General features: G+C 69.5%; 21 protein-coding genes and 1 pseudogene. 13 read left to right on the top strand and 9 right to left on the bottom strand.

The window, feature by feature from the left end; genetic code table 11:
* Positions 1-150 precede the first annotated feature (150 nt).
* The 6 genes from ABCR94_RS00855 to ABCR94_RS00830 all read left to right on the top strand — a co-directional run bounded on the left by ABCR94_RS00855 (position 151) and on the right by ABCR94_RS00830 (position 8417).
* Positions 151-1059, top strand: coding sequence for a TIGR03619 family F420-dependent LLM class oxidoreductase (locus ABCR94_RS00855; RefSeq protein ID WP_347118406.1), 909 nt, complete (start codon positions 151-153; stop codon positions 1057-1059).
* A gap of 32 nt (positions 1060-1091) precedes the next feature.
* Positions 1092-1877: an SDR family NAD(P)-dependent oxidoreductase gene (locus ABCR94_RS00850; RefSeq protein ID WP_347117004.1), complete on the top strand. Its 786-nt coding sequence runs from the start codon at positions 1092-1094 to the stop codon at positions 1875-1877.
* Between the two features lie 113 nt (positions 1878-1990).
* Positions 1991-3118, top strand: a complete 1128-nt coding sequence (locus ABCR94_RS00845; protein ID WP_347117003.1) for an LLM class flavin-dependent oxidoreductase — start codon at positions 1991-1993, stop codon at positions 3116-3118.
* A 305-nt stretch (positions 3119-3423) separates the two neighbouring features.
* Positions 3424-5163, top strand: coding sequence for an N-acyl-D-amino-acid deacylase family protein (locus ABCR94_RS00840; RefSeq protein WP_347117002.1), 1740 nt, complete (start codon positions 3424-3426; stop codon positions 5161-5163).
* Entirely contained in the window at positions 5160-6617 is a 1458-nt protein-coding gene (locus ABCR94_RS00835) for an aldehyde dehydrogenase family protein (RefSeq protein WP_347117001.1), read from the top strand. The genes ABCR94_RS00840 and ABCR94_RS00835 overlap by 4 nt, the downstream gene beginning before the upstream one ends.
* 225 nt (positions 6618-6842) lie before the next feature.
* Positions 6843-8417 carry an APC family permease gene (locus ABCR94_RS00830; protein ID WP_347117000.1) on the top strand — a complete coding sequence of 525 codons (1575 nt, stop codon included), beginning with the start codon at positions 6843-6845 and terminating at the stop codon, positions 8415-8417.
* Between the two features lie 21 nt (positions 8418-8438).
* On the opposite strand, the gene ABCR94_RS00825 is transcribed toward ABCR94_RS00830, so the two are convergent.
* Complete coding sequence (locus ABCR94_RS00825) at positions 8439-8852, bottom strand: ATP-binding protein (RefSeq protein ID WP_347116999.1); 414 nt, start codon at positions 8850-8852, stop codon at positions 8439-8441.
* An 876-nt stretch (positions 8853-9728) separates the two neighbouring features.
* Between ABCR94_RS00825 and ABCR94_RS00820 the strand changes: the two genes are divergently transcribed.
* A complete protein-coding gene (locus ABCR94_RS00820) occupies positions 9729-10040 on the top strand; it encodes a MerR family transcriptional regulator (RefSeq protein WP_347118405.1) in 312 nt (103 codons plus the stop codon).
* A 36-nt stretch (positions 10041-10076) separates the two neighbouring features.
* Here the strand turns inward: ABCR94_RS00820 and ABCR94_RS00815 are convergent.
* The 3 genes and pseudogenes from ABCR94_RS00815 to ABCR94_RS00805 all read right to left on the bottom strand — a co-directional run bounded on the left by ABCR94_RS00815 (position 10077) and on the right by ABCR94_RS00805 (position 12356).
* Positions 10077-10345 (bottom strand): annotated as a pseudogene (locus tag ABCR94_RS00815) (putative quinol monooxygenase).
* Positions 10346-10411: 66 nt separating this feature from the next.
* Positions 10412-11929, bottom strand: a complete 1518-nt coding sequence (locus tag ABCR94_RS00810) for a CehA/McbA family metallohydrolase (protein WP_347116998.1) — start codon at positions 11927-11929, stop codon at positions 10412-10414.
* A 106-nt stretch (positions 11930-12035) separates the two neighbouring features.
* Entirely contained in the window at positions 12036-12356 is a 321-nt protein-coding gene (locus ABCR94_RS00805) for a hypothetical protein (protein WP_347116997.1), read from the bottom strand.
* 106 nt (positions 12357-12462) lie between these two features.
* On the opposite strand from ABCR94_RS00805, the gene ABCR94_RS00800 reads away from it, so the two are divergent.
* The 5 genes from ABCR94_RS00800 (at position 12463) to ABCR94_RS00780 (ending at position 19750) form a co-directional block, all read left to right on the top strand.
* The gene (locus tag ABCR94_RS00800; protein ID WP_347116996.1) at positions 12463-13308 is read left to right on the top strand and encodes an LLM class F420-dependent oxidoreductase; all 846 of its coding nucleotides are present in this window, start codon (positions 12463-12465) and stop codon (positions 13306-13308) included.
* Positions 13309-13406: 98 nt separating this feature from the next.
* Complete coding sequence (locus tag ABCR94_RS00795; RefSeq protein WP_347116995.1) at positions 13407-16010, top strand: bifunctional FO biosynthesis protein CofGH; 2604 nt, start codon at positions 13407-13409, stop codon at positions 16008-16010.
* 160 nt (positions 16011-16170) lie between these two features.
* Positions 16171-16680, top strand: coding sequence for an NfeD C-terminal domain-containing protein (locus tag ABCR94_RS00790; RefSeq protein ID WP_347116994.1), 510 nt, complete (start codon positions 16171-16173; stop codon positions 16678-16680).
* Positions 16681-16769: 89 nt separating this feature from the next.
* Entirely contained in the window at positions 16770-18209 is a 1440-nt protein-coding gene (locus ABCR94_RS00785) for a flotillin family protein (RefSeq protein WP_347116993.1), read from the top strand.
* Positions 18210-18634: 425 nt separating this feature from the next.
* On the top strand, positions 18635-19750 hold the full coding sequence (locus ABCR94_RS00780; RefSeq protein WP_347116992.1) for an ADP-ribosylglycohydrolase family protein: 1116 nt from the start codon (positions 18635-18637) through the stop codon (positions 19748-19750).
* A gap of 105 nt (positions 19751-19855) precedes the next feature.
* Here the strand turns inward: ABCR94_RS00780 and ABCR94_RS00775 are convergent, their stop codons facing one another.
* Both ABCR94_RS00775 and ABCR94_RS00770 read right to left on the bottom strand, forming a co-directional pair.
* Positions 19856-21433 carry a sodium:solute symporter family protein gene (locus ABCR94_RS00775; protein WP_347116991.1) on the bottom strand — a complete coding sequence of 526 codons (1578 nt, stop codon included), beginning with the start codon at positions 21431-21433 and terminating at the stop codon, positions 19856-19858.
* A gap of 365 nt (positions 21434-21798) precedes the next feature.
* Positions 21799-22581, bottom strand: coding sequence for an SDR family oxidoreductase (locus ABCR94_RS00770; protein WP_347116990.1), 783 nt, complete (start codon positions 22579-22581; stop codon positions 21799-21801).
* 98 nt (positions 22582-22679) lie between these two features.
* Here ABCR94_RS00770 and ABCR94_RS00765 point away from each other — a divergent pair, with 98 nt between their 5' ends.
* On the top strand, positions 22680-23519 hold the full coding sequence (locus ABCR94_RS00765; protein WP_347116989.1) for a hypothetical protein: 840 nt from the start codon (positions 22680-22682) through the stop codon (positions 23517-23519).
* Positions 23520-23668: 149 nt separating this feature from the next.
* Here ABCR94_RS00765 and ABCR94_RS00760 read toward each other — a convergent pair whose 3' ends face one another.
* The 3 genes from ABCR94_RS00760 to ABCR94_RS00750 all read right to left on the bottom strand — a co-directional run bounded on the left by ABCR94_RS00760 (position 23669) and on the right by ABCR94_RS00750 (position 26004).
* Positions 23669-23878, bottom strand: coding sequence for a DUF397 domain-containing protein (locus ABCR94_RS00760; RefSeq protein WP_347116988.1), 210 nt, complete (start codon positions 23876-23878; stop codon positions 23669-23671).
* 248 nt (positions 23879-24126) lie between these two features.
* Positions 24127-24984 (bottom strand): type II toxin-antitoxin system RelB family anti-toxin, encoded by an 858-nt coding sequence (gene relB, locus ABCR94_RS00755; protein ID WP_347116987.1) that lies wholly within the window; start codon positions 24982-24984, stop codon positions 24127-24129.
* A gap of 285 nt (positions 24985-25269) precedes the next feature.
* Positions 25270-26004: a GOLPH3/VPS74 family protein gene (locus ABCR94_RS00750; RefSeq protein WP_347116986.1), complete on the bottom strand. Its 735-nt coding sequence runs from the start codon at positions 26002-26004 to the stop codon at positions 25270-25272.
* Positions 26005-26068: the final 64 nt, after the last annotated feature.

Below are 26068 nucleotides of genomic sequence, written 5' to 3'. Positions count from 1 at the left end.
CCTCCTGCCCCTTGTCTGATGGACCGTCAGGTATGACGATGGGCCCGTCCATCACGGTCGAGCCTGCACGGTCGGCCCATCGGTCGAGGGGAAGGAGGCGGCCCGGTGCGGATACTTCCCATACTTCCCACAGGACGTCTGTCGTACGGGATGCAGCTCCCGATCCAGTCGCAGAGCACCATGTACGCCGAGGCCTGGGAGGCGCAGGCCGGGCCCGATGACCTCGCCGAGATCGCCCGCACCGCCGACCGCAACGGCTTCGCCTACATCGCGAGTTGCGAGCACGTCGCGATCCCGCGCCGCCTCGCCGACGCGATGAGCACGGTCTGGTACGACCCGGTCGCGACCCTGTCCTACCTCGCCGCGGTCACCGAGCGGGTCCTGCTGCTCAGCCATGTCGCCGTGGTCGGGCTGCGCCACCCGCTCGCCTCCGCCAAGCAGTACGCGACGCTCGACCATCTGTCCGGCGGTCGGCTGGTCCTCGGGGTCGGGGCCGGGCACGTTCAGGAGGAATTCGCGGTGCTCGGGGCCGACTTCCCCGGCCGCGGCGGCGTACTGGACGAGACGATCGACGCGCTCAGGGTGGCGCTGGGGCCCGACGAGTACCCGGAGTTCGCCGGGGAGCGGTTCTCCTTCAGCGGGCTCGGGCAGAAGCCCAGGCCCACTCAGGAGCGCATCCCGGTGTGGGTCGGCGGCTCCTCGCCCGCCGCCGTGCGCCGGGCCGCCGTCCGGGGTGACGGCTGGCTCCCGCAGGGCGACTCGCGGGCCAAGCTGCCCGAGCAGATCGCCAAGCTCAAGCGGCTGCGCGCCGAGGCCGGGGTGGAGGACCCGATCACTGTCGGCGCGATCACCGAGCCGCTGTACGTCGGCGAGGCGTCCTGGTCCGTCGGGCGCCGCACGGTCAGCGGGAAGCCTGACGCCGTGGCCGATTCGCTGCGCGCGTACGGCGCGATGGGTGTGGACCAGATCCAGGTGCGGTTCCGCAGCCGCGACCGCGCCGAACTGACCGACCAGATGGCGGCGTTCGGTGCCGAAGTGGCTCCGCACCTCAACAGCTAGAGCTCTAGAGCTCTAGCGCTAAGGAGTACGGCATGGGGAAGCTGGAAGGGCGCGTCGTTGTCATCTCGGGCGCCGCACGCGGGCAGGGCGAGCAGGAGGCCCGGCTGTTCGCCGCCGAGGGCGCGAGGGTGCTGCTGGGTGATGTGCTCGACGACCAGGGCGAGGCGCTCGCCAAGGAACTCGGCTCCGACACCGCGAAATACGTACACTTGGATGTGAGCCAGGAGGCGGACTGGGCGGCGGCCGTCGAGGCCGGGAAGGACGCCTTCGGGCACATCGACGGGCTGATCAACAACGCGGGGATCCTGCGCTTCAACGAGCTGCTCTCCACACCGCTGGAGGAGTTCATGCAGATCGTCCAGGTGAACCAGGTCGGCACGTTCCTCGGCATCAAGACCGTCGCGCCCGAGATAGCGGCGGCCGGCGGCGGCACGATCGTCAACACCGCCTCCTACACGGCCCTCACGGGCATGGCCTACGTCGGCGCGTACGCCGCGACCAAGCACGCCATCCTCGGGCTGACCCGGGTGGCGGCGGTGGAGCTGGCGAGCAAGAAGATCCGGGTCAACGCGGTGTGCCCCGGGGCGGTGGACACCGCGATGAGCAATCCGGCCCTGCTCGACCCCACGGCCGACCCTGCCGAATCGGCCGCCGGGTTGGACCAGCTGTACAAGAAGCTGGTGCCGCTGGGGCGGGTCGGGCAGCCGCAGGAGGTGGCGGCGCTGGCGCTGTTCCTGACCGCCGACGACTCCTCGTACATCACGGGTCAGCCGTTCGTCATCGACGGCGGCTGGCTGGCCGGCGTGAGTCTCTTCTGACGAAGCGTCAGCTATTGACGGTCCATGCGGGCAGTGGAACAGTCGACCCATCGCAATCTGACGATGCGTCAGACAGGCTGGATCTCAGTATCACTAAGGGATGGTGAATCTCCTTGGAATTCGGGCTCTTTGTGCAGGGGTACGTGCCCGCCGCACGTGCCAAGGTCGACCCCGAGGCGGAGCACAAGGCTCTGATCGAGGAGACCGAGTACGTCATCGAGGCGGACAAGTCCGGCTTCAAGTACGCCTGGGCGTCCGAGCACCACTTCCTGGAGGAGTACTCACACCTCTCGGCGAACGATGTGTTCCTCGGCTACCTCGCGCACGCCACCGACCGGATCCACCTGGGCTCCGGCATCTTCAACCCGCTCGCCCCCGTCAACCACCCCGTGAAGGTGGCCGAGAAGGTCGCCATGCTCGACCACCTCTCCGAGGGGCGCTTCGAGTTCGGCTCGGGACGCGGCGCGGGCAGCCACGAAATCCTTGGCTTCATGCCGGGCATGACCGACATGAACGGCACCAAGGAAATCTGGGAAGAGACGATCGCCGAGTTCCCCAAGATGTGGCTCCAGGACGAGTACGTCGGCTTCCAGGGCAAGCACTGGTCGCTGCCGCCGCGCAAGATCCTGCCCAAGCCGTACGGGAAGTCGCACCCGGGCATGTGGTACGCCGCCGGGTCCCCCTCCTCGTACGCGATGGCCGGCAAGAAGGGCCTGGGGGTCCTCGGCTTCAGCGTGCAGAAGGTCTCCGACATGGAGTGGGTCGTCGAGTCGTACAAGAACGCGGTCAAGGACGCGGAGCCGATCGGTGACTTCGTCAACGACAACGTGATGGTGACGTCCACGGCGATCTGCGCGGAGACGCACAAGAAGGCGGTCGAGATCGCGGTCGGCGGTGGCCTCAACTACCTCCAGTCGCTGCTCTTCCGCTACCACGACACGTTCCCGCGGCCCGAGGGCATTCCGCAGTGGCCCGAACTGCTGCCGGCGTACAGCGAGGAGATCATCGAGCTGCTCATCGCCGAGGAGCTGATGATCTGCGGCGACCCCGACGAGGTGCACCGGCAGTGCAAGCGGTGGGAGCAGGCGGGCGCGGATCAGCTGTCGTTCGGGCTGCCGATCGGGGTGTCGCCGGAGGACACGAAGACCACGATCCGGCTGATCGGGGAGCATGTGATCCCGAAGATCGACACGGATCCGGTGCACCGCACGACGAGGTTCCGGCAGGCGGCGGGCAGCTGAACGGGTGGGTGGGTGGCGCCGCTGCGCGGGGCTTTGTTCCCCACCCCGCCCCTTCCCGTAACTGGGGCTCCGCCCCAGACCCCGGTTCTCAAACGCCGGACGGGCTGAAGTGGGCAGGGTTTCCAGCCCGTCCGGCGTTTGAGGACACGCCCGAAGGGCGTCCAGGGGTCTGGGGCCTGCCCCGGTTTCGGGAAGGGGCGGGTAGGGGACAGCGCCGCAGGCAACCCGCACCCGCACCGCACCCGCACCGCCCCGCACTCCCCACCACCTCCCCGGCGTACTCACCCCAGAAGGGATCCACACCCATGCTCGACCACCTCATACGCTCGGCGACCGTCGTCGACGGCACCGGTGGCCCCCGGTACGTCGCAGACCTCGGCATCCGAGACGGCCGCATCGCCGTCATCGCCCCAGAAGGCACCCTCACCGAACCTGCCCGTACCAGTGAGGACGCCACCGGCCTGATCCTCGCCCCCGGCTTCGTGGACCCGCACACCCACTACGACGCCCAGCTCTTCTGGGACCCGTACGCCACCCCGTCCCTCAACCACGGCGTCACCACCGTCGCCGGCGGCAACTGCGGGTTCACCCTGGCGCCGCTCAACCCCGACCGTCCCGAGGACGCCGACTACACGCGCCGCATGATGAGCAAGGTCGAGGGCATGTCACTCGTCGCGCTCGAAGAGGGCGCGCCCTGGAACTGGCACACCTTCGGCGAATATCTCGACGCCCTCGAAGGCCGCATCGCCGTCAACGCCGGCTTCATGGTCGGCCACTGCGCCCTGCGCCGCCACGTCATGGGCGCCGACGCGGTCGGCGGGCAGCCCACCGAGCAGCAAATGGCCGACATGCTGCGGCTGTTCCACGACGCGATGACCGCCGGGGCCTGGGGGCTGTCCACCACGCAGTCTTCCACCCACTCCGACGGCGACGGGCACCCGGTCCCGTCCCGGCACGCCAAGCCCGAGGAACTCCTCGCCCTGTCCCGCGCGGTCGCCGAGCACGAGGGCACCCAGCTCGAAGCGATCGTCGCGGGCTGCCTCGACCAGTTCGACGACGATGAGATCGACCTCTTCGTGGAGATGAGCGCCGCGGCCGGCCGCCCCCTCAACTGGAACGTCCTGACCATCGACGCCTCCGTACCGGAGCGCGTGCCGCGCCAGCTCATTCCGAGCGAGCGGGCCCGTAAGGCCGGCGGGCGCATCGTCGCTCTCACCATGCCCATCCTCACCCCGATGAACATGTCCCTCGGCACCTTCTGCGCCCTCAACCTGATCCCCGGCTGGGGCGACATCCTCAACCTGCCGGTGCCCGAGCGGATCGAGAAGCTGCGGGACGCCGACACCCGCGCCGAGATGCTGCGCCGTGCCAACAGCAAGGAAGCCGGTGTCTTCCGGCGGCTCGCCAACTTCGGGCGGTACGTCATCGGGGACACGTACTCCAAGGAGAACGAGGGCCTCAGCGGCCGGGTCGTCAACGACATCGCCGTCGAACGCGGCCAGGACGCCTTCCACTGCCTCATCGAGATCTGCGCCAACGACGAGCTGCGCACGGTCCTTTGGCCGATGCCCACCGACAACGACCCCGCGTCCTGGGAGCTGCGCCGCGAGACCTGGGAGCACGAGGACGTACTGCTGGGCGGTTCCGACGCGGGCGCGCACCTGGACCGGATGTGCGGGGCGCCGTACACCACTCGCTTCCTCGGCGACTGTCTGCGCGGGCGCAAGCTGGTCGCGCTGGAGCAGGCCGTGAAGATGCTGACCGACGACCCGGCGCAGCTCTTCGGGCTGCGTGAGCGCGGCCGGATCGTGGAGGGCTTCCACGCCGACCTTGTCCTCTTCGACCCGGAGCGGATCGAGGCGGGCCCGGCCACCCTGGTGCACGACCTGCCGGGCGACAGCCCACGGCTGGACGCCAAGGCCATCGGCGTCGTGTCGGTTCGCGTCAACGGCGTGGAGACGATCCGCGACGATCAGGTGACGGGCGCGGTGCCGGGCACGGTCCTGCGCTCGGGCCGCGACACCCGGACGGTGAGCACCAAGTGAGCTCGGAACAGGGGTTGTTCATCGGCGGCGAGTGGATCGAGCCGGGCGGTGGTCACTACGAGGTGATCGACCCGGCCACCGAGGAGACCGTGGGCCTGGCCCCCGAGGCGAGCCGCGAGCAGGTGTACGCGGCTGCGGCCTGCGCCAGGGACGCTTTCGCGGGCTGGTCGCGTACGACGCCCGAGGAGCGGGCCGCGATCCTTGACCGGGCCGCCGATGTGATGCAGCGCGAGTTCGAGCCGTACGCGCGCCTGGCCCAGCGGGAGAGCGGCGCACCGACCGGCATCGCACGCGGCATGCAGGTCGGCGTGGGCATCGCCCGCTTCCGGCGGTACGCGCGCGGAGCCCTTGAGCCCGTCGAGACGCCGCTGGCGCCGCAGATCAACGAGGCGGGCCCGATGGGCCGGGCCGGCGTGCTGGGGGCGGTGGCGGTGCGCCGCCCGGTGGGCGTGGTCACCTGCATCACCTCGTACAACAACCCCTGGGCCAACCCGGCGGGCAAGGTCGCGCCCGCGCTGGCCATGGGCAACACGGTCGTGGTCAAGCCCGCCCCGCAGGACCCGCTGTCGGTCTACCGGATGGCGGAGGCGCTGGCGGAGGCCGGGGTGCCGGCGGGCGTGCTGAACGTCGTGACGGGGTCCGCACCCGGCGTCGGCGAGGCCGCCGTCGACTCACCGGACGTCGACATGGTCAGCTTCACCGGCTCCACGGCGGTCGGCCGGCGCATCGCCGAGGTCTGCGGGCGCGGCATGAAGCGGCAGCTGATGGAGTTGGGCGGCAAGGGCGCGGCGGTCGTCTTCGACGACGCCGACCTGGACTCGGCGGTCATGGGCATCGGCACGACGTTCTCCTTCTACAGCGGCCAGATCTGCACCGCCCCCACCCGGGTGATCGCGCAGCGCGGGATCTACGACCGGCTGGTCGAGAAGCTCGCGGAGTACGTCGGCCACCTCACGGTCGGCGACCCGAAGGAGCGGGGCACGGTGGTCGGCCCGGTGATTTCGGCGGCCCACCGCGACCGCGTCGAGTCGTACGTCGAACTGGGGAAGAAGGAGGGCGCCAGGCTGGTCACGGGCGGCGAGCGCCCCGCCTTCGACCGGGGCTTCTACGTCGCCCCCACCCTGTTCGCGGACTGTACGAACGACATGCGCGTCGTCCGCGAGGAGATCTTCGGCCCCGTCGTGGTCGTTGTCCCCTTCGACGAGGAGGAGGAGGGCATCGCCCTGGCCGACGACAGCGACTACGGGCTGCTCGACTACGTCTGGTCGGGCGATGTGGCCAGAGCCTTCCGGGTGGCGGGGCGGTTGCGCGCGGGCGGGGTCGGGATCAACACCATCGGACGCAACATGGAGGCGCCGTTCGGCGGCTTCAAGAAGAGTGGAGTGGGGCGCGACGTGGGCTCGTACGCCCTGCACGCGTACAGCGAAATCCAGTCGCTCGTCTGGCCGGGCTAGCACGCTGAAGCGACCCGACGGGAAACTTTAGAAACGGGCATAACGGACAGCGTTGCGGTTTCCGCACTTCGGAAGTTTCATCCATGGCCTGGCAATGTCTGCATGCACTCCACCTTGGACCTTTGATTATCACCCAGTAGCTGGTTAGCTACCGCTCAATACAAGGATCTTCAAGTGGAGCGCTGACCTCCGGATGTGGAAAACGCACCCGTTAACGTCGCGTTCATGACTCAGCTGGAAGCCCGGCCCCTGGCCGGAGACAAGGTAAGGGGCGTCGACGTCCCGGGCGACACCGGCGGCGTACGCGACAAGGGCCTCGGCGGCGACAGCGTCGGCCTGGTGGGCAGCGCGGTCATCGGTATCTCCACCGTGGCCCCCGTCTACTGCCTGACCTCGACCCTCGGCTCCACGGCCGGCGAGGTCGGCGTCCAGATGCCCGCGGTCTTCCTGGCCGGCTTCCTGCCGATGCTGCTGGTCGCCTTCGCCTATCGCGAGCTCAACCGCGCCATGCCGGACTGCGGCACCTCCTTCACCTGGACGGTGAAGGCGTTCGGCCCGCGGCTGGGCTGGATGTGCGGGTGGGGCCTGGTCATCGCGACGATCATCGTCCTGTCCAACCTCGCGGGGGTGGCCACCTCGTACTTCTGGCTGCTCGCGGGTGAGGTCAGCGGCAACGCCTCGATCGCGGCCCTGGACGACAGCAAGGCCGTCCACATCGTCACCTGCCTCGCCCTGATCGCCGCCGCCACGGCGATCAGCTACCGCGGCATGACGGCGACGAAGGGCGTGCAGTACGCGCTGGTGGGCCTCCAGCTGGTGGTCCTGGCCGTCTTCGTGACGATGGCCTTCCAGAAGGTCGGCAGCGGCGACTTCGCCGCGACCTCGCTGGACTTCTCCTGGTCCTGGCTTAACCCGTTCGCAGTCCAGTCCTTCTCCGCCTTCACCGCCGGACTCTCCCTGGCGATCTTCATCTACTGGGGCTGGGACGCCTGCCTGACGGCCAACGAGGAGACCACGGGCAGCGCCAGGACCCCCGGCCGCGCCGCCCTCGTCACCATGGCCGTGCTCGTCGGCACCTACCTGGCCACCGCCATCGCCGCCCAGATGGTCGTCGGCTCCGGCGACACCGGCCTCGGCCTCGCCAACCCGGATACCTCCGACAACGTCTTCGCCGCGCTCGCCGGTCCGGTGATGGGCCCGGGGCTCGGCATCCTGCTCTTCGTCGCGGTCCTCGCCTCGGCCGTGGCCAGCCTCCAGACGACGTTCATCCCGGTGGCCCGCACGGTCCTGGCGATGTCGGCGTACGAGGCCCTGCCCAGCTCCTTCGCGCGGGTGCACCCGCGCTTCAAGACCCCGGGCCTCGCCACGGTCGTCGCAGGCGTCGCGACGGGCGTCTTCTACACGGTGATGACCCTGGTCAGCGAGCACGTCCTGGTCGACACGATCTACGCGCTCGGCCTCATGATCTGCTTCTACTACGCGCTGACGGCGTTCGCCTGCGCCTGGTACTTCCGCCACGAACTGCTGCGCTCGGCCCGCGACTTCGTCTTCAAGGGCCTGTGCCCGGTCCTCGGCGGAGCGCTCCTCACCGCGGTCTTCGGCAAGACGCTCTACGACATGTGGGACCCGGCCTACGGCAGCGGCTCCGCGGTCTTCGGCGTCGGCTCGGTCTTCGTCATCGCGGTGGGCCTGCTGCTGCTCGGCGTTCTGATCATGCTGGCGATGCAGCGCCACAGCCCGGCGTTCTTCCGCGGCGAGGTCCTGACGAAGGACACCCCGGCGCTGGTCGTCGCGGACTGAGCTGTCCGCCCAGGGGCCCGGCTAGCGTGCGAAGAGAGCGTGGACCGTCTTGCCCGGGGCCGGTCCAGAGGTGATCCACACCGTGCACGCGATCCGGCGGACCATGTGCCAGCCGAAGCCTCCGCTGCCGCCGTTCAGGTCCGGGGCGCGCTCGCGGGGGCGGGTGGGGCTGGGGTCGCTGACCGCGACGGTCACCGCGTGGGGGTTCGCGAACATTTCGAGGCTGTACCGGCCGCCGCCGTGCCGCAGGGCATTGGTGACCAGCTCGGACACCACGAGGACAAGATCGTCCGCCATGCCGGAGCCCGGCGCCAGGTCGAGGCCGTCCGCGAAGGCGTGGGCCGTGTCGCGGGCCCGGCTGATGTCGGACGCGTGGGATCCGTCGGACTTCGCCCGATGCGGGGCAAACGCTTTGGTGATCTTCGTGTCGTTCATGCGTCTACACCCCACCTGTATCGGTTGTATCGGTTGTAACGGTTTGCGGAACCGGGAGCCTGCCCCCGCAGGCGGGGTTCAGACACTCGGCGGCGCATTTCCGGTGCACTTTCAGCTGCGCACGGGTGGCAGATTCCGCGGTCCGAAAAAGTCAGACCTCCGGTGTTTGAGCGTGAAGGAAATCTGTCCTGGCTGTAGTAGACATCGCCGATTCTTGGGGCTAGGGTTTTGCTCGTAGCCAAGGCAGCAAGTGAGGCGCGGCAGGGCAGAGCAGGTATGGGCTGCCGCGCATGCAGGTTCAAGCGAGTTGTGGCACGGCAGCGGAGCGTCAGGGCTGGAGTAAGCAGGGGTCCTCACGCTGGTTGCCGGGCCGGACGGCCCACAGGGGCGGATTGTGGCACGGCAGTGGAGTGGCAGGGCCGGACGCATGCAGGGGTCCTGGCGCTGGTTGCCGGGCCGGCGGCTCACAGGGGCCGCGAGCAGTCCCGCAGTTCCAGCAGTACGACAGGTTGTTGATCACGAGCAGAAGCAAGGAGGCAGACGCCATCAGGATCGCCCGAGCGATGAGCAGTCCGCTCGGGTACCGCAGGCCCCGGATTGGAAGGTGGTCCCCGGTCACGCATTCTCGATCCCCGCATCCCCGCCCACCTGGGCGAAGACGCGGAAACAAAGGACCGGCGCAGCATTAGCCGGTAGATGGTGTTGATTCCTCGGGACCCTGGTGCCATGCGGCACCAGGGTCCCTCGACGCGTTCAGTCAGGCAGTTGGACGACCAGGGCGACCAGGTTGACTAGGTTGATGAGGTGGCAGTGACCGTAGAAAAACACTCCAGTCCGCAAGCACGTTTCGACGACGACGACTACCCCGCCTACACCATGGGCCGGGCCGCCGAGATGCTCGGCACCACCCCCGCCTTCCTGCGCGCCATCGGCGAAGCCCGGCTCATCACCCCGTTGCGCTCCGAAGGCGGCCACCGCCGTTACTCCCGCTATCAGCTGCGCATCGCCGCGCGCGCCCGCGAGCTCGTCGACGGGGGCACCCCGGTCGAGGCGGCCTGCCGCATCGTCATCCTGGAAGACCAGCTCGAAGACGCCCAGCGCATGAACGAGCAGCTGCGCGATTCCTCGGGCACGTCACCGTCGCAGGCCCCGCCGTATGCCCCGTCCCAGCCCAAGGCAGATGCTTGAGCCGGTCCTTGTCCCTTGTTCCTTACGCCTTGTTCCTTATGCAGGTGTGCGAGGGGTGAGCTCGGTCATGGCCGACCAACCGTCCTGACCGGGGATCTCGACATTGATGATCTCCGGCGTACGGGCGACGGCGTCGGCCATCGACTCGATGCCCGCCTTGAAATGGTCCGACTTCACGTGGCGTTCGCCCGCTTCGGCGTCGGCGAACGCCTCGATCAGCACGAACTGGTTCGGGTCGTCGACGAGCGTGAGCCAGTCGTCGGCGCGGTCGGGCGGACGGTGAACTTGACGGCGATGAAAATCATGGCTCCACCGTAACCGGACGTCACGCCCCCTCACCCGGACGTCACAGCCCGGCCCGACGCGCCCGGCTACCCCAGGAACACCGGATTGGTCATCGCCGCCAGTGCACCCGGCAGCCCCGGGACCGTCGCCGGGTGCCGGACCTCGGCCCGTACATAGGTCGCGTACGAAGGTGTCGTGCGCCACTCCACCGTGCCCGTCCCGGACGCCGGGAGCGTCGTGGTGTGGAGCGTGCCCTGGTCGGTGACGAAGTGCGTGGTGCAGCCGGGTGCGCCGGTGACCTCAAGGCGGATCGTGACCGGGGTGTCCGAGTCGGCCTGCAGGCGCTCGCCGATGCCCGCGTGCCCGCCGCGCCCACTCGCCGCCGAGAACGCCACGGACACCGACGAGGACTCCGCGATGTAGCTGTGACCGGCCCGGATGCCGTCCAGGATCGACTCGCGCGTCAGATCGTCGGCGAGTACGACGGTCTGCGGGAGGCCGACGGCCTGCGGCACGCGGTGCGCATCGCTGTTGCCCATCGCCGGGGTCCAGGCGCGGCCCGAACGGGCCGAAGCCACCAGGGCGTTGTCCCAGGACGCCAGCGAGATCTCGTCCTCCGGGGTGTAAGGCCCGTTCCATACCTCCACCGCGTCCGCCTCGCCGAAGCCGAACTTCCAGTGGCAGCCGATGCAGGTGGCGTGCGGGTGGGCCGGGACGACGAGGCCGCCCGCGCGGCGGATCTCGCGGGCGTAGTGGCCGAAACGGTTGTCGCGGGCCCGGTAGCGCCAGTCGATGAAGGTGCCCGGCTCCACGGAGACCGCCAGCACATGGCCGTTGCGGGTGGTGACCTCCTCGCCGGTCAGGATCAGCAGGTCGCCGCCCCACAGGCCGGCCCAGGCGCGGTGCGCCGAATGCGTGTTGTGCTCACTGGAGTTGATGAAGTCGAGCCCCGCGCCGCGGGCCGCCGCGGCGATCTCGGCGGGTGTGCGCGCCCCGTCCGAGTACACGGAGTGCAGATGGCAGTCACCCCGGTACCAGGCCCGGCCCCGCCCCTTGGCCCGCTCCGGCGGGTAGACCGCCTCGGGGGTCCGGCCGGGTGCGCCGTACCGCAGGGTGATGGTGACGACGTACGGCAGACCCTCGGGTGCGACCGTGTACGGGCCCAGCGCGATGTTCCAGGTACCGGCCCGCACATGCCCGCGGATGTAGCCGGGGCTCGCGTCGTCGGCGCGGATGAAGAACGCCGTGCGGGCGCCGCCCGACCAGCCACGGAAACCCCGGCCGCCCAGGCCGGTGCCGCGCTCGTCGAAGATGCCGATGTCCAACGCGTTGCCCTGCGTGCCGGGCGGCACGGGCGTTCTCTCGTACGCGTACGACACGGCTATCTCCCGTACCCCGCGCGGGACTTCGACCGGCAGATACACGAAGTCCGGGGCGCCGGGCGGCAGCGTGCCGCGTACGGTCCTGGTCTCCTCGCCGCTGCTCGGCGGCGCGGCGTTCGCGAAGCTCACAGTTCCCAACGTAAGGGCAGCAGCCGCGCCCGTCACGAACAGTCCACGCCTGCCCATCGATCTGCCCGCGCTTGGTCCGGAGGTTTCAGCCATGCCGACGGCTCCCAGGGGTCGAGTGGGACAGTGGTGCGCACTGAGACCCTGGTATTGAGCCGTGAACTCCCGTACAAGGGAAGGAGGTTTATGGGTGTCGGTCCTGTTAGCTCTTGCCGCGCCGGGACTTGGCCACCAGGACCACGACGAGCAGCACCAGGACCACGAGCACCAGCGCGATGATCAGCCCCGAAGAGCCGCTCTTCTTCCTTTTCTTCTTCTTGCGGTCCTTGGCGAGCGTCGAATCCCCCGCAGTGGCCGTCTTGTTCTCGTGCGCGGTCTGTACGGCGGACCCCGCGCCCTGTGCGGCGGCGGCGGACACAGCCACGGACGCGCTCGCGACGCGCGGTGAAGCGACTGCTGTCGCGGCTGCTGCCGGTGCCCCCAGCAGGGCTCCGACAAGCAGAAGAGTGGTGGCGATACGCATGGTTCGGCCTCCCCCGGGATGGCCGAAACGCTCGGCCCAGGGCACCGTACGACATACGTTTGCCGCCGACCAGCCGCAGCGCTGGACAAAAAGGAGGGGTCTGCATATGCGGATCGCCACGACGATCTTCCTCACCGACGAGACGATCACCCCGGTACGGCTCGCACATGAGCTGGAGCAGCGCGGATTCGACGGGTTGTACCTGCCCGAGCACACCCACATCCCGGTCTCCCGCGACACCCCGTACCCGGCGGGCGGCGAACTGCCCCGCGAGTACGGCCGCACGCTCGACCCCTTCGTCGCACTCGGCCAGGCCTCGGCCGTCACCGAACACCTCAACCTCGGCACCGGCGTCACCCTCGTCGCCCAGCGCGACCCCATCAACCTCGCCAAGCAGGTGGCGACCCTCGACCACCTCTCCGGCGGGCGCTTCACCCTCGGTATCGGCTTCGGCTGGAACGTCGAGGAGGCCGCGGACCACGGTGTGCAATGGCGTACGAGGCGTGACCTCGGCCGGGACCGGATGGCGCTGATGCGCGCCCTGTGGTCGGCGGAACCGACGGCGTACGAAGGCGAGTTCGGGTCGGTGCGCGCCAGCCACGCGCACCCCAAGCCGGCCCAGAAGCCGCGCGGCCCGGTGGTCGGCCCCCGTACCCTGGTCGGCGGCGCGGCCGGGCCGAAGCTGTTCGCGCACATCGCGGAGTACGCGGACGGCTGGCTGCCGATCGGCGGACGCGGCCTCACCGAGTCGGTGCCGGTGCTGCGCACGGCCTGGGAGGCGGCGGGCCGCGACCCCGAGGGCCTGCGGATCGTCCCGTACGCAGTCCTGCCGAGCGCGGGCAAGCTGGCGCACTACGCGGAGCTGGGCGTCAATGAGGTCGTACTGCAACTGCCTCCGGCCGGTGAGACGGAGGTACTGCGGACCCTGGACGCGTACGCCGAATACCTCTGATCGCGGCCCGTCCCCCGGGCCGGGCTCGTTCACCGGGGTGGGGGAGATCATCCGGGCAGCGGCCCGCTCTTGTCAGTCTTCGCTCGTATGCTCGGACCATGACCACGAGTGCCCCGCAGGAGCCCGGACGACCGACCGCCAATTCCATGCGGCGTGCCCTCAAACGCGCGCGGGACGGGGTGGCCCTCGATATCGCCGAGGCCGCCGTTCTTCTGCAGGCGCGGGGCGACGACCTCAAGGACCTGTCCGCTTCGGCCGCGCGGGTGCGCGACGCGGGGCTCGCGGCGGCGGGGCGGCCGGGGGTCATCACGTACTCGCGCAGCGTCTTCATCCCCCTGACCAAGCTGTGCCGCGACAAGTGCCACTACTGCACCTTCGCCACCGTCCCCGGCAAGCTGCGCCGGGCCGGTCACGGGATGTTCATGTCTCCCGACGAGGTCCTCGACATCGCGCGGCGCGGCGCCGAACTGGGCTGCAAGGAAGCGCTCATCACGCTCGGGGACAAGCCCGAGGACCGCTGGCCCGAGGCGCGGGAGTGGCTGGAGGCCGAGGGATACGACGACACCATCGCGTACGTACGGGCGATGGCGATCCGCATCCTGGAGGAGACCGGGCTGCTGCCGCACCTCAACCCCGGGGTGATGTCCTGGACCGACTTCCAGCGGCTCAAGCCCGTCGCGCCGTCGATGGGCATGATGCTGGAGACCACCGCCGAGCGGCTGTGGAGCGAGCCGGGCGGGCCGCACTACGGGTCGCCGGACAAGGAGCCGGCCGTCAGGCTGCGGGTCCTTGAGGATGCCGGGCGCAGCTCGGTGCCGTTCACCAGCGGGCTGCTGATCGGGATCGGGGAGAACCACGAGGAGCGCGCCGACTCGCTGTTCGCGCTGCGCCGGGTCGCCCGCTCCTACCACGGCATCCAGGAGCTCATCATCCAGAACTTCCGCGCCAAGCCGGACACGGCGATGCGCGGGATGCCGGACGCGGAGCTGGACGACCTGGTCGCCACGGTCGCCGTCGCCCGGCTGATCATGGGCCCGTCGGGCTGCCTCCAGGCCCCGCCGAACCTGGTGGACGCGGAGTACGCGCGGCTCATCGGGGCGGGCATCGACGACTGGGGCGGCGTCTCGCCGCTGACGCCGGACCACGTCAACCCCGAGCGGCCCTGGCCGCAGATCGAGGAGCTGGCCGAGCGCTCCGCCGCCGAGGGCTTCGAGCTGAAGGAACGCCTCGCGGTATACCCGGAGTTCATCCAGCGCGGCGAGCCGTGGCTCGACCCCCGGCTGCTGCCGCACGTCCGGGCGCTCGCCGACCCGGAGACCGGGCTCGCGCTGCCGGACGCGAAGCCGGTCGGGCTGCCCTGGCAGGAGCCCGACGAGGGATTCACCGCGTCAGGACGGACCGATCTGCACCGCACCATCGACACCGAGGGCCGCACCGGCGACCGGCGCGACGACTTCGACGAGGTGTACGGCGACTGGGAGGCGCTGCGCGAGGCCGCCGTGCCCGGCATGGTGCCCTCCCGCATCGACGGCGACGTACGCCAAGCGCTGTCGCAGGCCGCCGCGGACCCCACCAAGCTCACCGACGAAGAGGCGCTGGCCCTGCTGCACGCCGACGGCCCCGCGCTCGACGCCCTGTGCCGGATCGCGGACGAGCTGCGGCGGGACGTGGTGGGCGACGACGTGACGTACATCGTCACGCGCAACATCAACTTCACCAACGTCTGCTACACCGGCTGCCGTTTCTGCGCCTTCGCGCAGCGCCGCACCGACGCCGACGCCTACACGCTCTCGCTCGGCCAGGTCGCCGACCGGGCCGAGCAGGCGTGGGACGTCGGCGCCGTCGAGGTATGCATGCAGGGCGGTATCCACCCGGACCTGCCCGGCACGGCGTACTTCGACATCGCGCGGGCGGTCAAGGAGCGGGTGCCCGGCATGCATGTGCACGCCTTCTCGCCGATGGAGGTCGTCAACGGCGCGACACGCACCGGCATGTCCATCCGCGAGTGGCTGTCGGCCGCCAAGGAAGCGGGCCTCGACTCGATCCCCGGCACGGCCGCCGAGATCCTCGACGACGAGGTCCGCTGGATCCTCACCAAGGGCAAGCTGCCCACGGCCACCTGGATCGAGGTCGTGCAGACCGCGCACGAGCTGGGCATCCGCTCCAGCTCCACCATGATGTACGGGCATGTGGACCAGCCCAGGCACTGGCTCGGCCACTTCCGCACGCTCGCGCGGATGCAGCAGGAGAACGAGGCCAAGAACGTGGCGGGGTTCACGGAGTTCGTGACGCTGCCCTTCATCCACACCAACGCGCCCGTCTATCTTGCCGGGATCGCCCGGCCGGGCCCGACGGCCCGCGACAACCGGGCCGTCACCGCGATGGCCCGCCTGCTGCTGCACCCGCACATCACCAACATCCAGACCAGCTGGGTGAAGCTGGGCGCGGAGGGCGCGGCGGAGATGCTGCGCTCCGGGGCCAACGACCTCGGCGGCACGCTGATGGAGGAGACCATCTCCCGGATGGCGGGCTCCAGTTACGGCTCGTACCGCTCGGTCCAGGACCTGATCGCGATCGCGGACCTGGCGGGGCGGCCCTCCAGGGCGCGGACCACGCTGTACGGCGACGTACCTGAGGAGCGGCAGCGGTCCGCCGCCGCGTCCGACGGCCATCTTCCTGAGCTGCTGCCCGTGCTGGAGTGAAGTGGTGGCGGAGCCCGGACGGGTGTCCGGAGTGAAGCGGCATGGAGAGCGCGTAACGATTGCCGGAAACCGGCAATGTTTTCCGTCCGGCCTGCGTGAGACGATCCCTCTGGTTCAAGGATCGCTCCGGAGATCGGCGAACACGGGGGAGTGTGAGCGGATGACGGTTTTTCTCGGTCTCGGCATCGCGGGGATCGCGCTGCTTGCCTTCGCGCTGATCTTCGACGGCATCTTCGAGGGGCTCTTCGGCGGAGTGCTCGACGGCTTCTTCAACGGACTGCTGTCGCTCCCGGTGGTCGCCGGTTTCGTTTCGATGTTCGGCTTCGGCAGCGCGATCGTGCTGGGCAGTACGGGCTGGGGAGTCGGCGTGGCCGCCGGGGTCGGGGCTGCGGCGGGTATCGCCGCGGCCTGGCTCGCCTGGCGGTTCAGCCGGGCCCTGATGCGTGACCAGACCGACGCGACTCCGCGCGGCGACGACCTGATCGGGACCTCCGGGTCCGTCGTGACGGCCATTCCCGCCGACGGCTACGGCGAGGTACTGCTGCGGCTCGGCGGCCACCTGGTGAAGCTGTCGGCGAAGAGCGCGGAGCCGGTGGCGCGGGGCGCGGAGATCTGGGTGGAGGCGTCGCTGTCGAGCACCTCGGTGGCGGTCCGCCCGGTCGAGCGCTGACCCCACCTTTCTTACTCAATTCGGCTGACCAAAAAGACCAAAGACCAATTCGAACTGCCGTCCCCCGGGAAGGCAGGGGGGACGTGTTCATGAGCCCAGTCATCATTGCTATTGCGGGAGTTGTTGTACTCCTGGTCCTGCTGGCCCTCGCCGTCGTGACGCGGTACAAGGTCGCGGGCCCCAGCCAGGCCTTCATCATCACCGGCCGGCGCGGCAAGAAGTCCGTCGACCCGGTCACCGGCAAGACCTCGACCGACCAGAGCGGCCAGAAGGTCGTCGTCGGCGGCGGCGTCTTCGTCGTGCCGTTCGTCCAGCAGAAGTTCACCCTCGACCTCTCCAGCCGGCACATCCCGATCGCCGTCCGAGGCGCCGTCACCCTGCGCGGTGTGAAGGCCAACCTCGAAGGCGTCGCGATCGTCAAGGTCGGCGGCAGCGAGGACTCGATCCGGGCGGCGGCCCAGCGTTTCCTCCAGCAGCAGGGCAGCATCGTCAGCTTCACCCAGGAGGTCCTGTCGGGCGCGCTGCGCGCCATCGTCGGCCGGATGTCGGTCGAGGACATCATCCGGGACCGGGCCGCGTTCGCCGGGCAGGTCGCGGAGGAGGCCGAGGCCAGCCTTTCCGGGCAGGGCCTGGTGCTCGACGCGTTCCAGATCCACGACATCACCACCGAGGGCTCCTACCTGGAGGACCTGGGCCGGCCCGAGGCCGCCCGCGCCAAGCAGGAGGCCGACATCGCCGAGGCGATCGCCAAGCGCGCCTCGGAGCAGGCCCGGCTGAAGGCGGCCGAGGAGATCGCCATCGCGGAGCGGACGTACTACCTCAAGCAGGCCGAGATCCGCGTCGAGACCGAGGCCGCCGCCGCCCAGGCCAACGCGGCGGGCCCGCTCGCCGAGGCCGCGCGCCAGCAGGAGGTCCTCGCCGAGCAGGAGAAGGTCGCCGAGCGCCAGGCGGCGCTGACCGACCGCGAGCTGGACTCGAAGGTCCGTAAGCCGGCCGACGCGGCCCGCTACCAGGCGGAGCAGGAGGCCGAGGCCCGGCGCGTGTCGCAGGTCAAGGCGGCCGAGGCGGACGCCGAGCGGTCCCGGCTGACCGGTGAGGGCGAGAAGCTGCACCGCTCCGCGCTCGCCGAGGCCGTGCGCATCGAGGGCGACGCCAACGCGGCGGCCATCGCGGCGAAGGGCTCGGCGGAGGCCGAGGCGATGCAGAAGAAGGCCGACGCGTTCGCCCGGTACGGCGACGCGGCCGTCCTCCAGATGCTCGTCGAGGTGCTGCCGCAGGTCGTCGCCAAGGCGGCCGAGCCGCTGAGCGCCATCGACAAGCTGACGGTGATCTCCACGGACGGCGCGAGCCAGCTCACCCGTACGGTCACCGACAATGTCGCGCAGGGCATCGAACTGCTCAACTCCACCACGGGAGTCGACCTCGGCGAGATGCTCAAGGGCATCACGCAGCGCGGCACGCTCCCCAAGGCGGCGGCGCCCACCACGGATTCGGCGTCCGGCAACAAGAAGATCCCGATCAACGACTGAGCAGTGGCGGTGGGCGGGCCCCGGGGAGCACTCCCCGGGGCCCGTTCCTGCTCTCCGACTTCCTCGGGGCCGCCCCGACCCACGCCGAGACCGGTGAACTCGCCGCCCTGGCCTGCGCGCTGGGCGACTGGGCGCGGGCGGGCGAACTGCTGGACGCCTTCCTGGCCGCATACCCGCCCTGGGACGAGCCGGCCGACACCGAGGCCGACCTCGCCGAGCTCCTCCTCTGTCCCGGCGCCGACACCGCCCGCCCGGGGCCGCTGCGCCGCCGTGTCGCCGAGGCCAGGGAGGCCCGTACACCCGTCACATGGTGCGCAAAGCGGACTCGGGGTGCGACTGTTCACATACCGTTCCCGCCCCCTGAACAGCGCGTTCCGGGTCGATTACAGTGCTGCGCCAGACGTCGTACGCGAAGGGCAGAAGCGGTGAGCGCAGCAGTCACAGCCGTGTGGGGCCGCACGGAGCAGCAGGACTTCCGCAGCAGGGTCCGCGGCTGTCTGCTCGGCGGCGCCGTCGGTGACGCGCTCGGTGCGGGCGTGGCCGCACTCTCCCTCGACGAGATCCGGGCCGTCCATGGCGCGGACGCCCTCACCGGTCTTGTCTCCGCGTACGGCAGACGCGGCGCGGTCACCGCGGGCACTCAGCTGACCCTCTTCACGGTGGACGGGCTCATACGGGCGCAGGTGCGCCGCGACACCGGCGCCTGGCATCCGCCCACCGACGTGCACCGCGCATACCGGCGCTGGGCGGCCACACAGCGCGACTGGGGCCCCGACGAGCGGCGCAAGGACAACGGGTGGCTCGCCCGCGAGGAGTGGCTGTACGTCCGCCGTGATCCCTCCCACGAGTGCCTCACCGGCCTCGCGGACGACGTCATGGGCACGCTGGAGAAGCCCAAGAACCCCACCGCCCGCGATTCGGGCGCCCTGACCCGCTCGGCGCCCTTCGGGCTCCTCGTCGGCTGGGAGCCGAAGCTGGTCTTCCAGCTCGCCGTCGAATGCGCGGCGCAGACCCACGGCCATCCCACGGCGTACCTCTCGGCCGGTTCGCTGGCCGTCATCGTGCACGGCCTGGCGCGCGGTGAATCCCTCGACGCGTCCGTGCAGCGCGCGCTGGCGCAGCTCGCCGCGCGCCCCGGCCACCAGCCCGTCACCGATGCCCTCAAGGACGCGCTGGGCGCCGTACGCCAGGGCATGCCGGCGCCTGCCCGCGTCGAGTCGCTGGGGGAGGGCCGGACCGCCGAGGACGTCCTGGCGGTCGCCGTGTACTGCGCGCTCGTCGGCGAGGACATCCGCCACGGCCTGCGCCTGGCCGTCAACCACGGCGGTGCCTCCGCGGAGACCGGCGCGCTGTGCGGCAGCCTGCTCGGGGCGCTGCACGGGGAGACCGCGCTGCCGCCGGCCTGGCTCGCGGAGATAGAGGGGCGCGGTACGGCACTGGAGCTCGCCGACGACTTCGCGATGGAGATGACGCAGGGCCCGGCACTGCACGGCCCGGCGGTCACCAATCCGGGCTGGCTGACGCGCTACCCGCGGGGCTGATCCGTCGCTGCCCCGGCTGATCCGTCGCGGTCCGGCTGAACGGGAAGGGCCCGCCGGGGGAGGCGGGCCCTTCGGTCGTGTCCGTACGGGACACAAGCGTGAAGGTCAGTCCTTCGCTCCCTCGCGTCCCAGCACCTTCGCGTCACCCGCCCCCGCCGGTGCGGGCACCGTGGCGGCGGCGCCGGCCGAGTCCGGGCCGTCGTCGTCGCCATCGGTGTTGATCATGAGGAGCACCGCATCGCGCTCCGGGGTGTCCTCGGGCCTGATGAAGCCAATCAGGATGTACAGCGTCAGTGAGACCGCGAGCGGCACCGAGACCTGGTACTGGATGGCGACATCCTCCATCCCGTAGTTGAGCACCCAGAAGGCGAACAGGCCGGCCGCCCAGGAGACGAGAGCCGCCGTCGGACCGGACTTCCGGAACAGGGGCAGCAGACCCAGCATGAACGGGATCGCGATCGGCCCCATCAACCCGGCCACCCACTTGATGACCACGGTGATGATGTCGTCGAAAGCGGGCGAATTGACCTGGGTGGCGATCGCCATCGACAGTGCCAGGAAGGCCACCGTGGTGAGCCGCGCGGCCAGCAGACCGGCCTTGTCCCCCCAGCTGCGCGCCGTCTTGGAGAAGGCGGGCGCGATGTCACGGGTGACGACAGCGGCGATGGCGTTGGCGTCGGACGAGCACATGGCCATGGTGTGCGAGAAGAACCCGACGATGACCAGCCCCAGCAGGCCGTGCGGCAGCAGCTGCTCGGTCATCAGGGCATACGAGTCGGAGGCGTCCGGCTTCTGCGCGTCGACCAGCAGCGGGGCGACCCACATCGGGAAGAAGAGCACCGCGGGCCACACCAGCCACAGGGCAGCCGAGAGGCGGGCCGAGCGGGTGGCCTCACGGGCGTTCTTCGTGGCCATGTAGCGCTGGGCCTGGTTCCACATGCCGCCCGAGTACTCGAACGTCTTGATGAACAGATACGCCAGCAGGAACATCATGGTGAAGTCGCCGGTCAGCGGGTCGTTGTGGTTCTCCGGGAGCTTGTCCCAGACGGTCCACAGCGAGCTGAAGCCGCCCAGTTCGCCCATCACGGCGATGAGCATCGCGACACCGGCGAAGAGCTGGATGATGAACTGGCCCAGCTCGGTGAGGGCATCCGCCCACAGCCCGCCGACCGTGCAGTAGACGCCGGTGATGACACCGGTGATCAGGATGCCCTGGTTGAGCGACATACCGGTGAAGACGGACAACAGGGTGGCGATGGCGGCCCACTTGGCGCCGACGTCGACGATCTTCAGCAGGACGCCGGACCAGGCGAGGGCCTGCTGCGTCTGGATGTTGTAGCGGTTCTTCAGGTACTCCAGCGGCGATGAGACGTGCAGCCGCGAGCGGAGCCGGTTGAGCCGGGGTGCGAAGAGGTTCCCGCCGATCATGATGCCGATGGCGATCGGCAGGGACCAGGTCACGTAGGACGTGATCCCGTACTTGTACGCGATGCCCGCGTAGCCGGTGAACATCACCGCGCTGTATCCGGACATGTGGTGCGAGATGCCGGAAAGCCACCATGGCATCTTGCCGCCGGCGGTGAAGAAGTCGTTGACGTTCTCCACACGCTTGTGTGACCAGACGCCGATCGCGACCATTACGCCGAAGTAGCCGATGAGCACGGCCCAGTCGAGACTGTTCATGCCCCCTCCAGGGGTCCGCCTTGGGTGCGTTCAACTCAATGAACCGGAACGCTCTTCGTCAGTACGTCCAGGTGGCGGAGACCCCGTGCGGGAGCGGGGACTTCCGGGATTGAACCGCTTGTTCAGGTCCTCGGTCAAGGGCTCCAGCGGTCATAAGTGTGAACGTAGGTCATAAAGACGAACGTCTTTACTCTTTCTTGACCCGCCTGGACATTGTCGTGAACGTGACGACGGCCACACGATGGGCGGGCACTTCGTCAGACGCCAAGCACGCAGAAAGGCCGCACGGGATGCGGGTCCCGTGCGGCCGAGAAGAGGAGAGAGAGCTGCCTTAACTACTTCAAGCTTGCTGCTGGGATGTCCTGCTAACGCATGAGCTCACCGGCGTTGACCAGCAGCGACTGGCCGGTGATCGACCGGGCGCGGTCGCAGGCCAGGAAGATCGCGGCCTGCGCCACATCCCCGTCCGTGGCCAGCTCGGGCAGCGCCATGCGTTCGGTCAGCCGCCCGAGCACCTCAGGCTCCGGCACACCCTCGGTGTGCGCCGCGAACTGGACGTACGCCTGCACCGGTGGGCCCCACATCCAGCCGGGCAGCACCGTGTTCACCCGGATCCGGTGCGGCCCGAGCTCGCGGGCCATCGAGTACATGGCCGAGGTGAGCGCGCCCTTCGACGCCGCGTACGCCGCCTGGTCCACCTGGGACGGTGCGGCGATCGCGGACTGCGTCCCGATGATGACGACCGAGCCGCCGTGCGCCTTGAGGCCGGGCAGGCAGGCGCGCGTCATGCGCAGCGTGCCGAGCAGATTGACGTCGATGACCTGCTGCCAGGTCGCGAAGTCCGCGTCCTGGAGGCCGCCGAAATAGCCGTCCCAGGCGGCGACATGGACCACCGCGTCGATCCCGCCGAACTTCTCGTGGGCGAGCGCGGCCAGCGCCTCGCACTGCGCCTCGTCGGTGATGTCCGTCGAGAGCCAGGCGGTGTGCCCGCCGTTCGGGTCGATCTCGGCGGCGGACTTGACGAGGTTCTCCTCGGTGCGGGCGCCGAGCACGGCGTTGCCCCCGTCCCGCACGACGGCGGCGGCGACCTGATGGCCGAGCCCGGCACCGACCCCCGACACGATGACGGTCTTCCCCTGAAGCAACATGCTCGCCTCCGGCCTCTGGCAGTTTGTCTGACGGACCGTCAGAGTAGGTGCGTCCGAAGCCGGAAGGAAGGGAAAGGGGAGCCGCGATGAGTGACGCGATGAGTGAGCAGACACGCAGTGAGGTGTACGCCGAACTGGCCTCGGTCGGTCCGTACGGCGTACACCCTGGCCATGCACTGATCACCATGGTCGAGCCGCACCCGGGCCACGAGCGCGCGTACAATCGATGGTACGAGGACGACCACTTCATCGCGGGCGCGATGGCCATGCCCTGGATGTACGCGGGACGGCGCTGGGTCGCCACCCGCGACCTGCAACTCCTGCGCCGACCGGCCGAGTCGGCGGTGGCCGACCCGGTGACCGCCGGGTGCTACCTCTCCACGTACTGGATCACCGAGGGCCGCTACGACGAGCACATGAAGTGGACCGTCGGCATCAACAAGCGGCTGAACAAGGACGGGCGGGTCCACCAGGACCGTACGCACGTCTTCACGGCCTTCCAGGACCACGAGGCCACGGTCTACCGCGACGGAGCCGATGGCCCCCGGGACTTCCACGCCCTCGACCACCCGTACCGGGGCCTGGTCCTTGAGGTCATTGACGCGGAGAGCCCCGAACAACGTGCCGAGCTGCTCGACTGGCTGCGCTCGAAGCACCTGCCCGAGCGGCTGGCGGGCTCATCGGCCGCGCTGGTGACGGTCTTCCGGCCGACGCCACTGCCGGGGGACCGGATGACGTACGTGAAGCAGGTCGAGGGGGTCGACACCCGGCTGACCCTGCTCTGGTTCCTGGAGGCGGACCCGCGCGAGGCGTGGGACGAGCAATTCGGCGGCCTCGGTGATGAGGTGGCCGCTTCCGGGCTGGGGCGGGTGGAGTTGGTGGCGCCGTTCATTCCGACCCTGGTGGGGACGGACCGGTACGTCGACGAGTTGCGCTGATTCACGCGCTGCCCTGATCCGCGGGGCCGGTGGGGCTGCTCGGGGCTGATGGGAGGGCCGGGGCCGGTGGCCGCATGGCGGAGCCCCCTCGGCCAGGACGGCGGACCGGTCGAGAGGGCTCTCATGAGTCATGCCGGGTGCGGGCGGGCTCAGCCGAGGTCGAAGACGCCCTGACCGACCCCGCCGACGAACGCTGTCCAGGCACCGGGAACGAAGGTGATCGAGGGGCCCTCGACGACTTTCGAGTCCCGCACCGCGATGGCGTGTGCGACCGGGGACTTGACCTCTACGCATGCGCCGTTGCCGCCGGAGTACGAGGACTTCGTCCAGATTTCCGTAGCGCCCTTAAGGATTGCCATGTTCGCTCCGATTTTTACCGGTGGGGGTATCACGCCAACGTTCTTGATGGCGTGATCGACGCTACTCGCCAACTTGCTTGCGTGAAGCGGTCATTCACCCGACCGGATGGCATATTCAGTTAGGGTCTTCCGCTATGGGGGAGCGACGGTGTACGGTGCCGACGCTTCGCCCGGAAACGGGGATTCAGCCCGCTTCCGAGGTCGTGCGAAGGTGTCCGGAGCCGCTCGGAGCCGTCCGAGGTGCGGTCTCAGCGCGCGTAATCCTTGGCGATGTCCGAGATGAATTGTCGCGACTGCTCCACATTCAGCGCCTGGGCGCGCAGATGCTCGTACATCACGCTGTATTTCTGGACGTCGTTCGCCTTCTCCAGATACAGGTCGCTGGTGACGCCCTCGATATAGACCACGCTGGAGTCCGACGCGTCCGGGAATTCCAGGATCGCGTAGTGACCGCTGATTCCGGGGTGCGCGCCCAGGTCGAACGGCAGGATCTGGACGGTCACATGGGGCAGCTGCGACTGCTCCACCAGGTTCTCCAGCTGGTCGCGCATCAGCTGTCTGTCACCGACCACCCGCCGCAGCGCCGCCTCATCGATGACGACCCACAGCCGCAGCGGTGGCTCGGCCGCCTGGAGGCGCTCCTGGCGGCGCAGTCTGACGTTGACGCGCTTCTCCACATCGCCGGCGCTCGTCTCGGGCAGCGCGCCGGTGATGAGTGCCTCGGCGTACTGAGGTGTCTGGAGCAGTCCGGGGACGATCTGGGGGTCGAACACGCGCAGTGAGGCCGCGTCCGTCTCCAGGCCGATGTAGACGCTGTACGGGATGTCGCCGAAGGCGTGCCACCAGCCTTGTTGGCGGGAGTCCTTGGCCATTTGCATCAGGGAGTCGACGATCCGGTGGTCCTCGACCTCGTAGACGCCGCACAGATCGCGTACGTCACGCTGGCTGATCGAGCGGCGGCCGTTCTCCAGACGGCTGATCTTCGACTGGGAGACCAGCAGGCGCTCGGCCACTTCCTCGGCCGTCATGCCCTTGAGTTCGCGTAGCCGGCGCAACTCCTGGCCCAATCGGCGTCGCCTGACAGTGGGGTTGACGTTGGCCGCCACGGGAACTGCACCTCCGGCTGAGTGCGCTTGTGCGTATGTGCTGTTTGCACGCTCTAATGCTCAGCAGACTGCCACCATTGTTCCCGGCCGCGCTGGAAAATGGCCACACGCGGTGCCGACGCGAACGCGCGGGGTGGCGGCCAGGCCCTCGTCCAGACGGCCGGTCCACTACCCCGCGCGTTTGGTGCGGCTCCCGAACCGGGTCATGGGGACGTCGGTGCGGCGGTGGTTCATGTGGGTGTTGAGCGGTGGGTGTTGGGGACTGGGTGTTGGGTTTCGCTGCGCTCAGTGCGCTGCGACGTGCGCCATGCCACCGCGGCGTGACTGTGCTTGCGGTTGCATCGGTACGGCCGGTTGTGGTCGGCCACCCGTTGCCGGAGCACGGCGCGGCTGTGCCGCCACACCGTTCTGGACGTCCATCACGGCGTGCGCCACGAGACCGCCCATCGGGTCGTGCCTGATCAGGTCCCGGAGACGGGAGCGCGATGAACGCCCCTCGTTGCCGGGGTACAGGTGCTTGCCGAGTCCGACCGCGTGGGCCAGCGCGGCAAGCGCCGCGGTCCGCGGATCCGGCGGTACGCCGGTGCGGATCGCACTGTCCAGCCGGGACCTGATTTCCCGGCTGATCGCCGACTGCGTCGCCTGGTAGCGAGTCGTCGGCAGCACTCCGCACATCTGTCCCGCCACGGCATGCACCATGCCGCACCGCTCAAGATGCGAGAGGTAAGTCTGGCGAAGCCCCAGTCGGGGTCCGCCGATCCAGTGGACAGCCCGAACCGGACTGCCACGCCTGCGCAGCAGCTCCAGTGCGGAGTCCAAGGTCGGATCTCCTGTCGGCCGTGCCATCACCACGGCGATACGATCCCCATCTGGGGCTATCCGTCCTGCCAGGGCCAGCTCTACTAGCTGGGCCCCGGCGAGGCCGAGGTCGAGCGACTGCGGCTGCGCCGTGGTACCCGTGGTCGGGTCCAGAGCGAGCAACAAAAGCTCTTCCGGAAGTGATCTGCGGCTCTTGCCCATCCATGCCTCCCCGCGTGGATGATTGACAGGGTGACCCCTCTCACATTCATCTGTCGAGGGCGCG

The sequence above is a fragment of the Streptomyces changchenzhani genome (assembly GCF_039766235.1).
In the GTDB taxonomy this organism is placed as follows: domain Bacteria; phylum Actinomycetota; class Actinomycetes; order Streptomycetales; family Streptomycetaceae; genus Streptomyces.
Note: the sequence above shows the minus strand (reverse complement) of the source record. Positions and strands in the feature narration are given on the sequence as shown.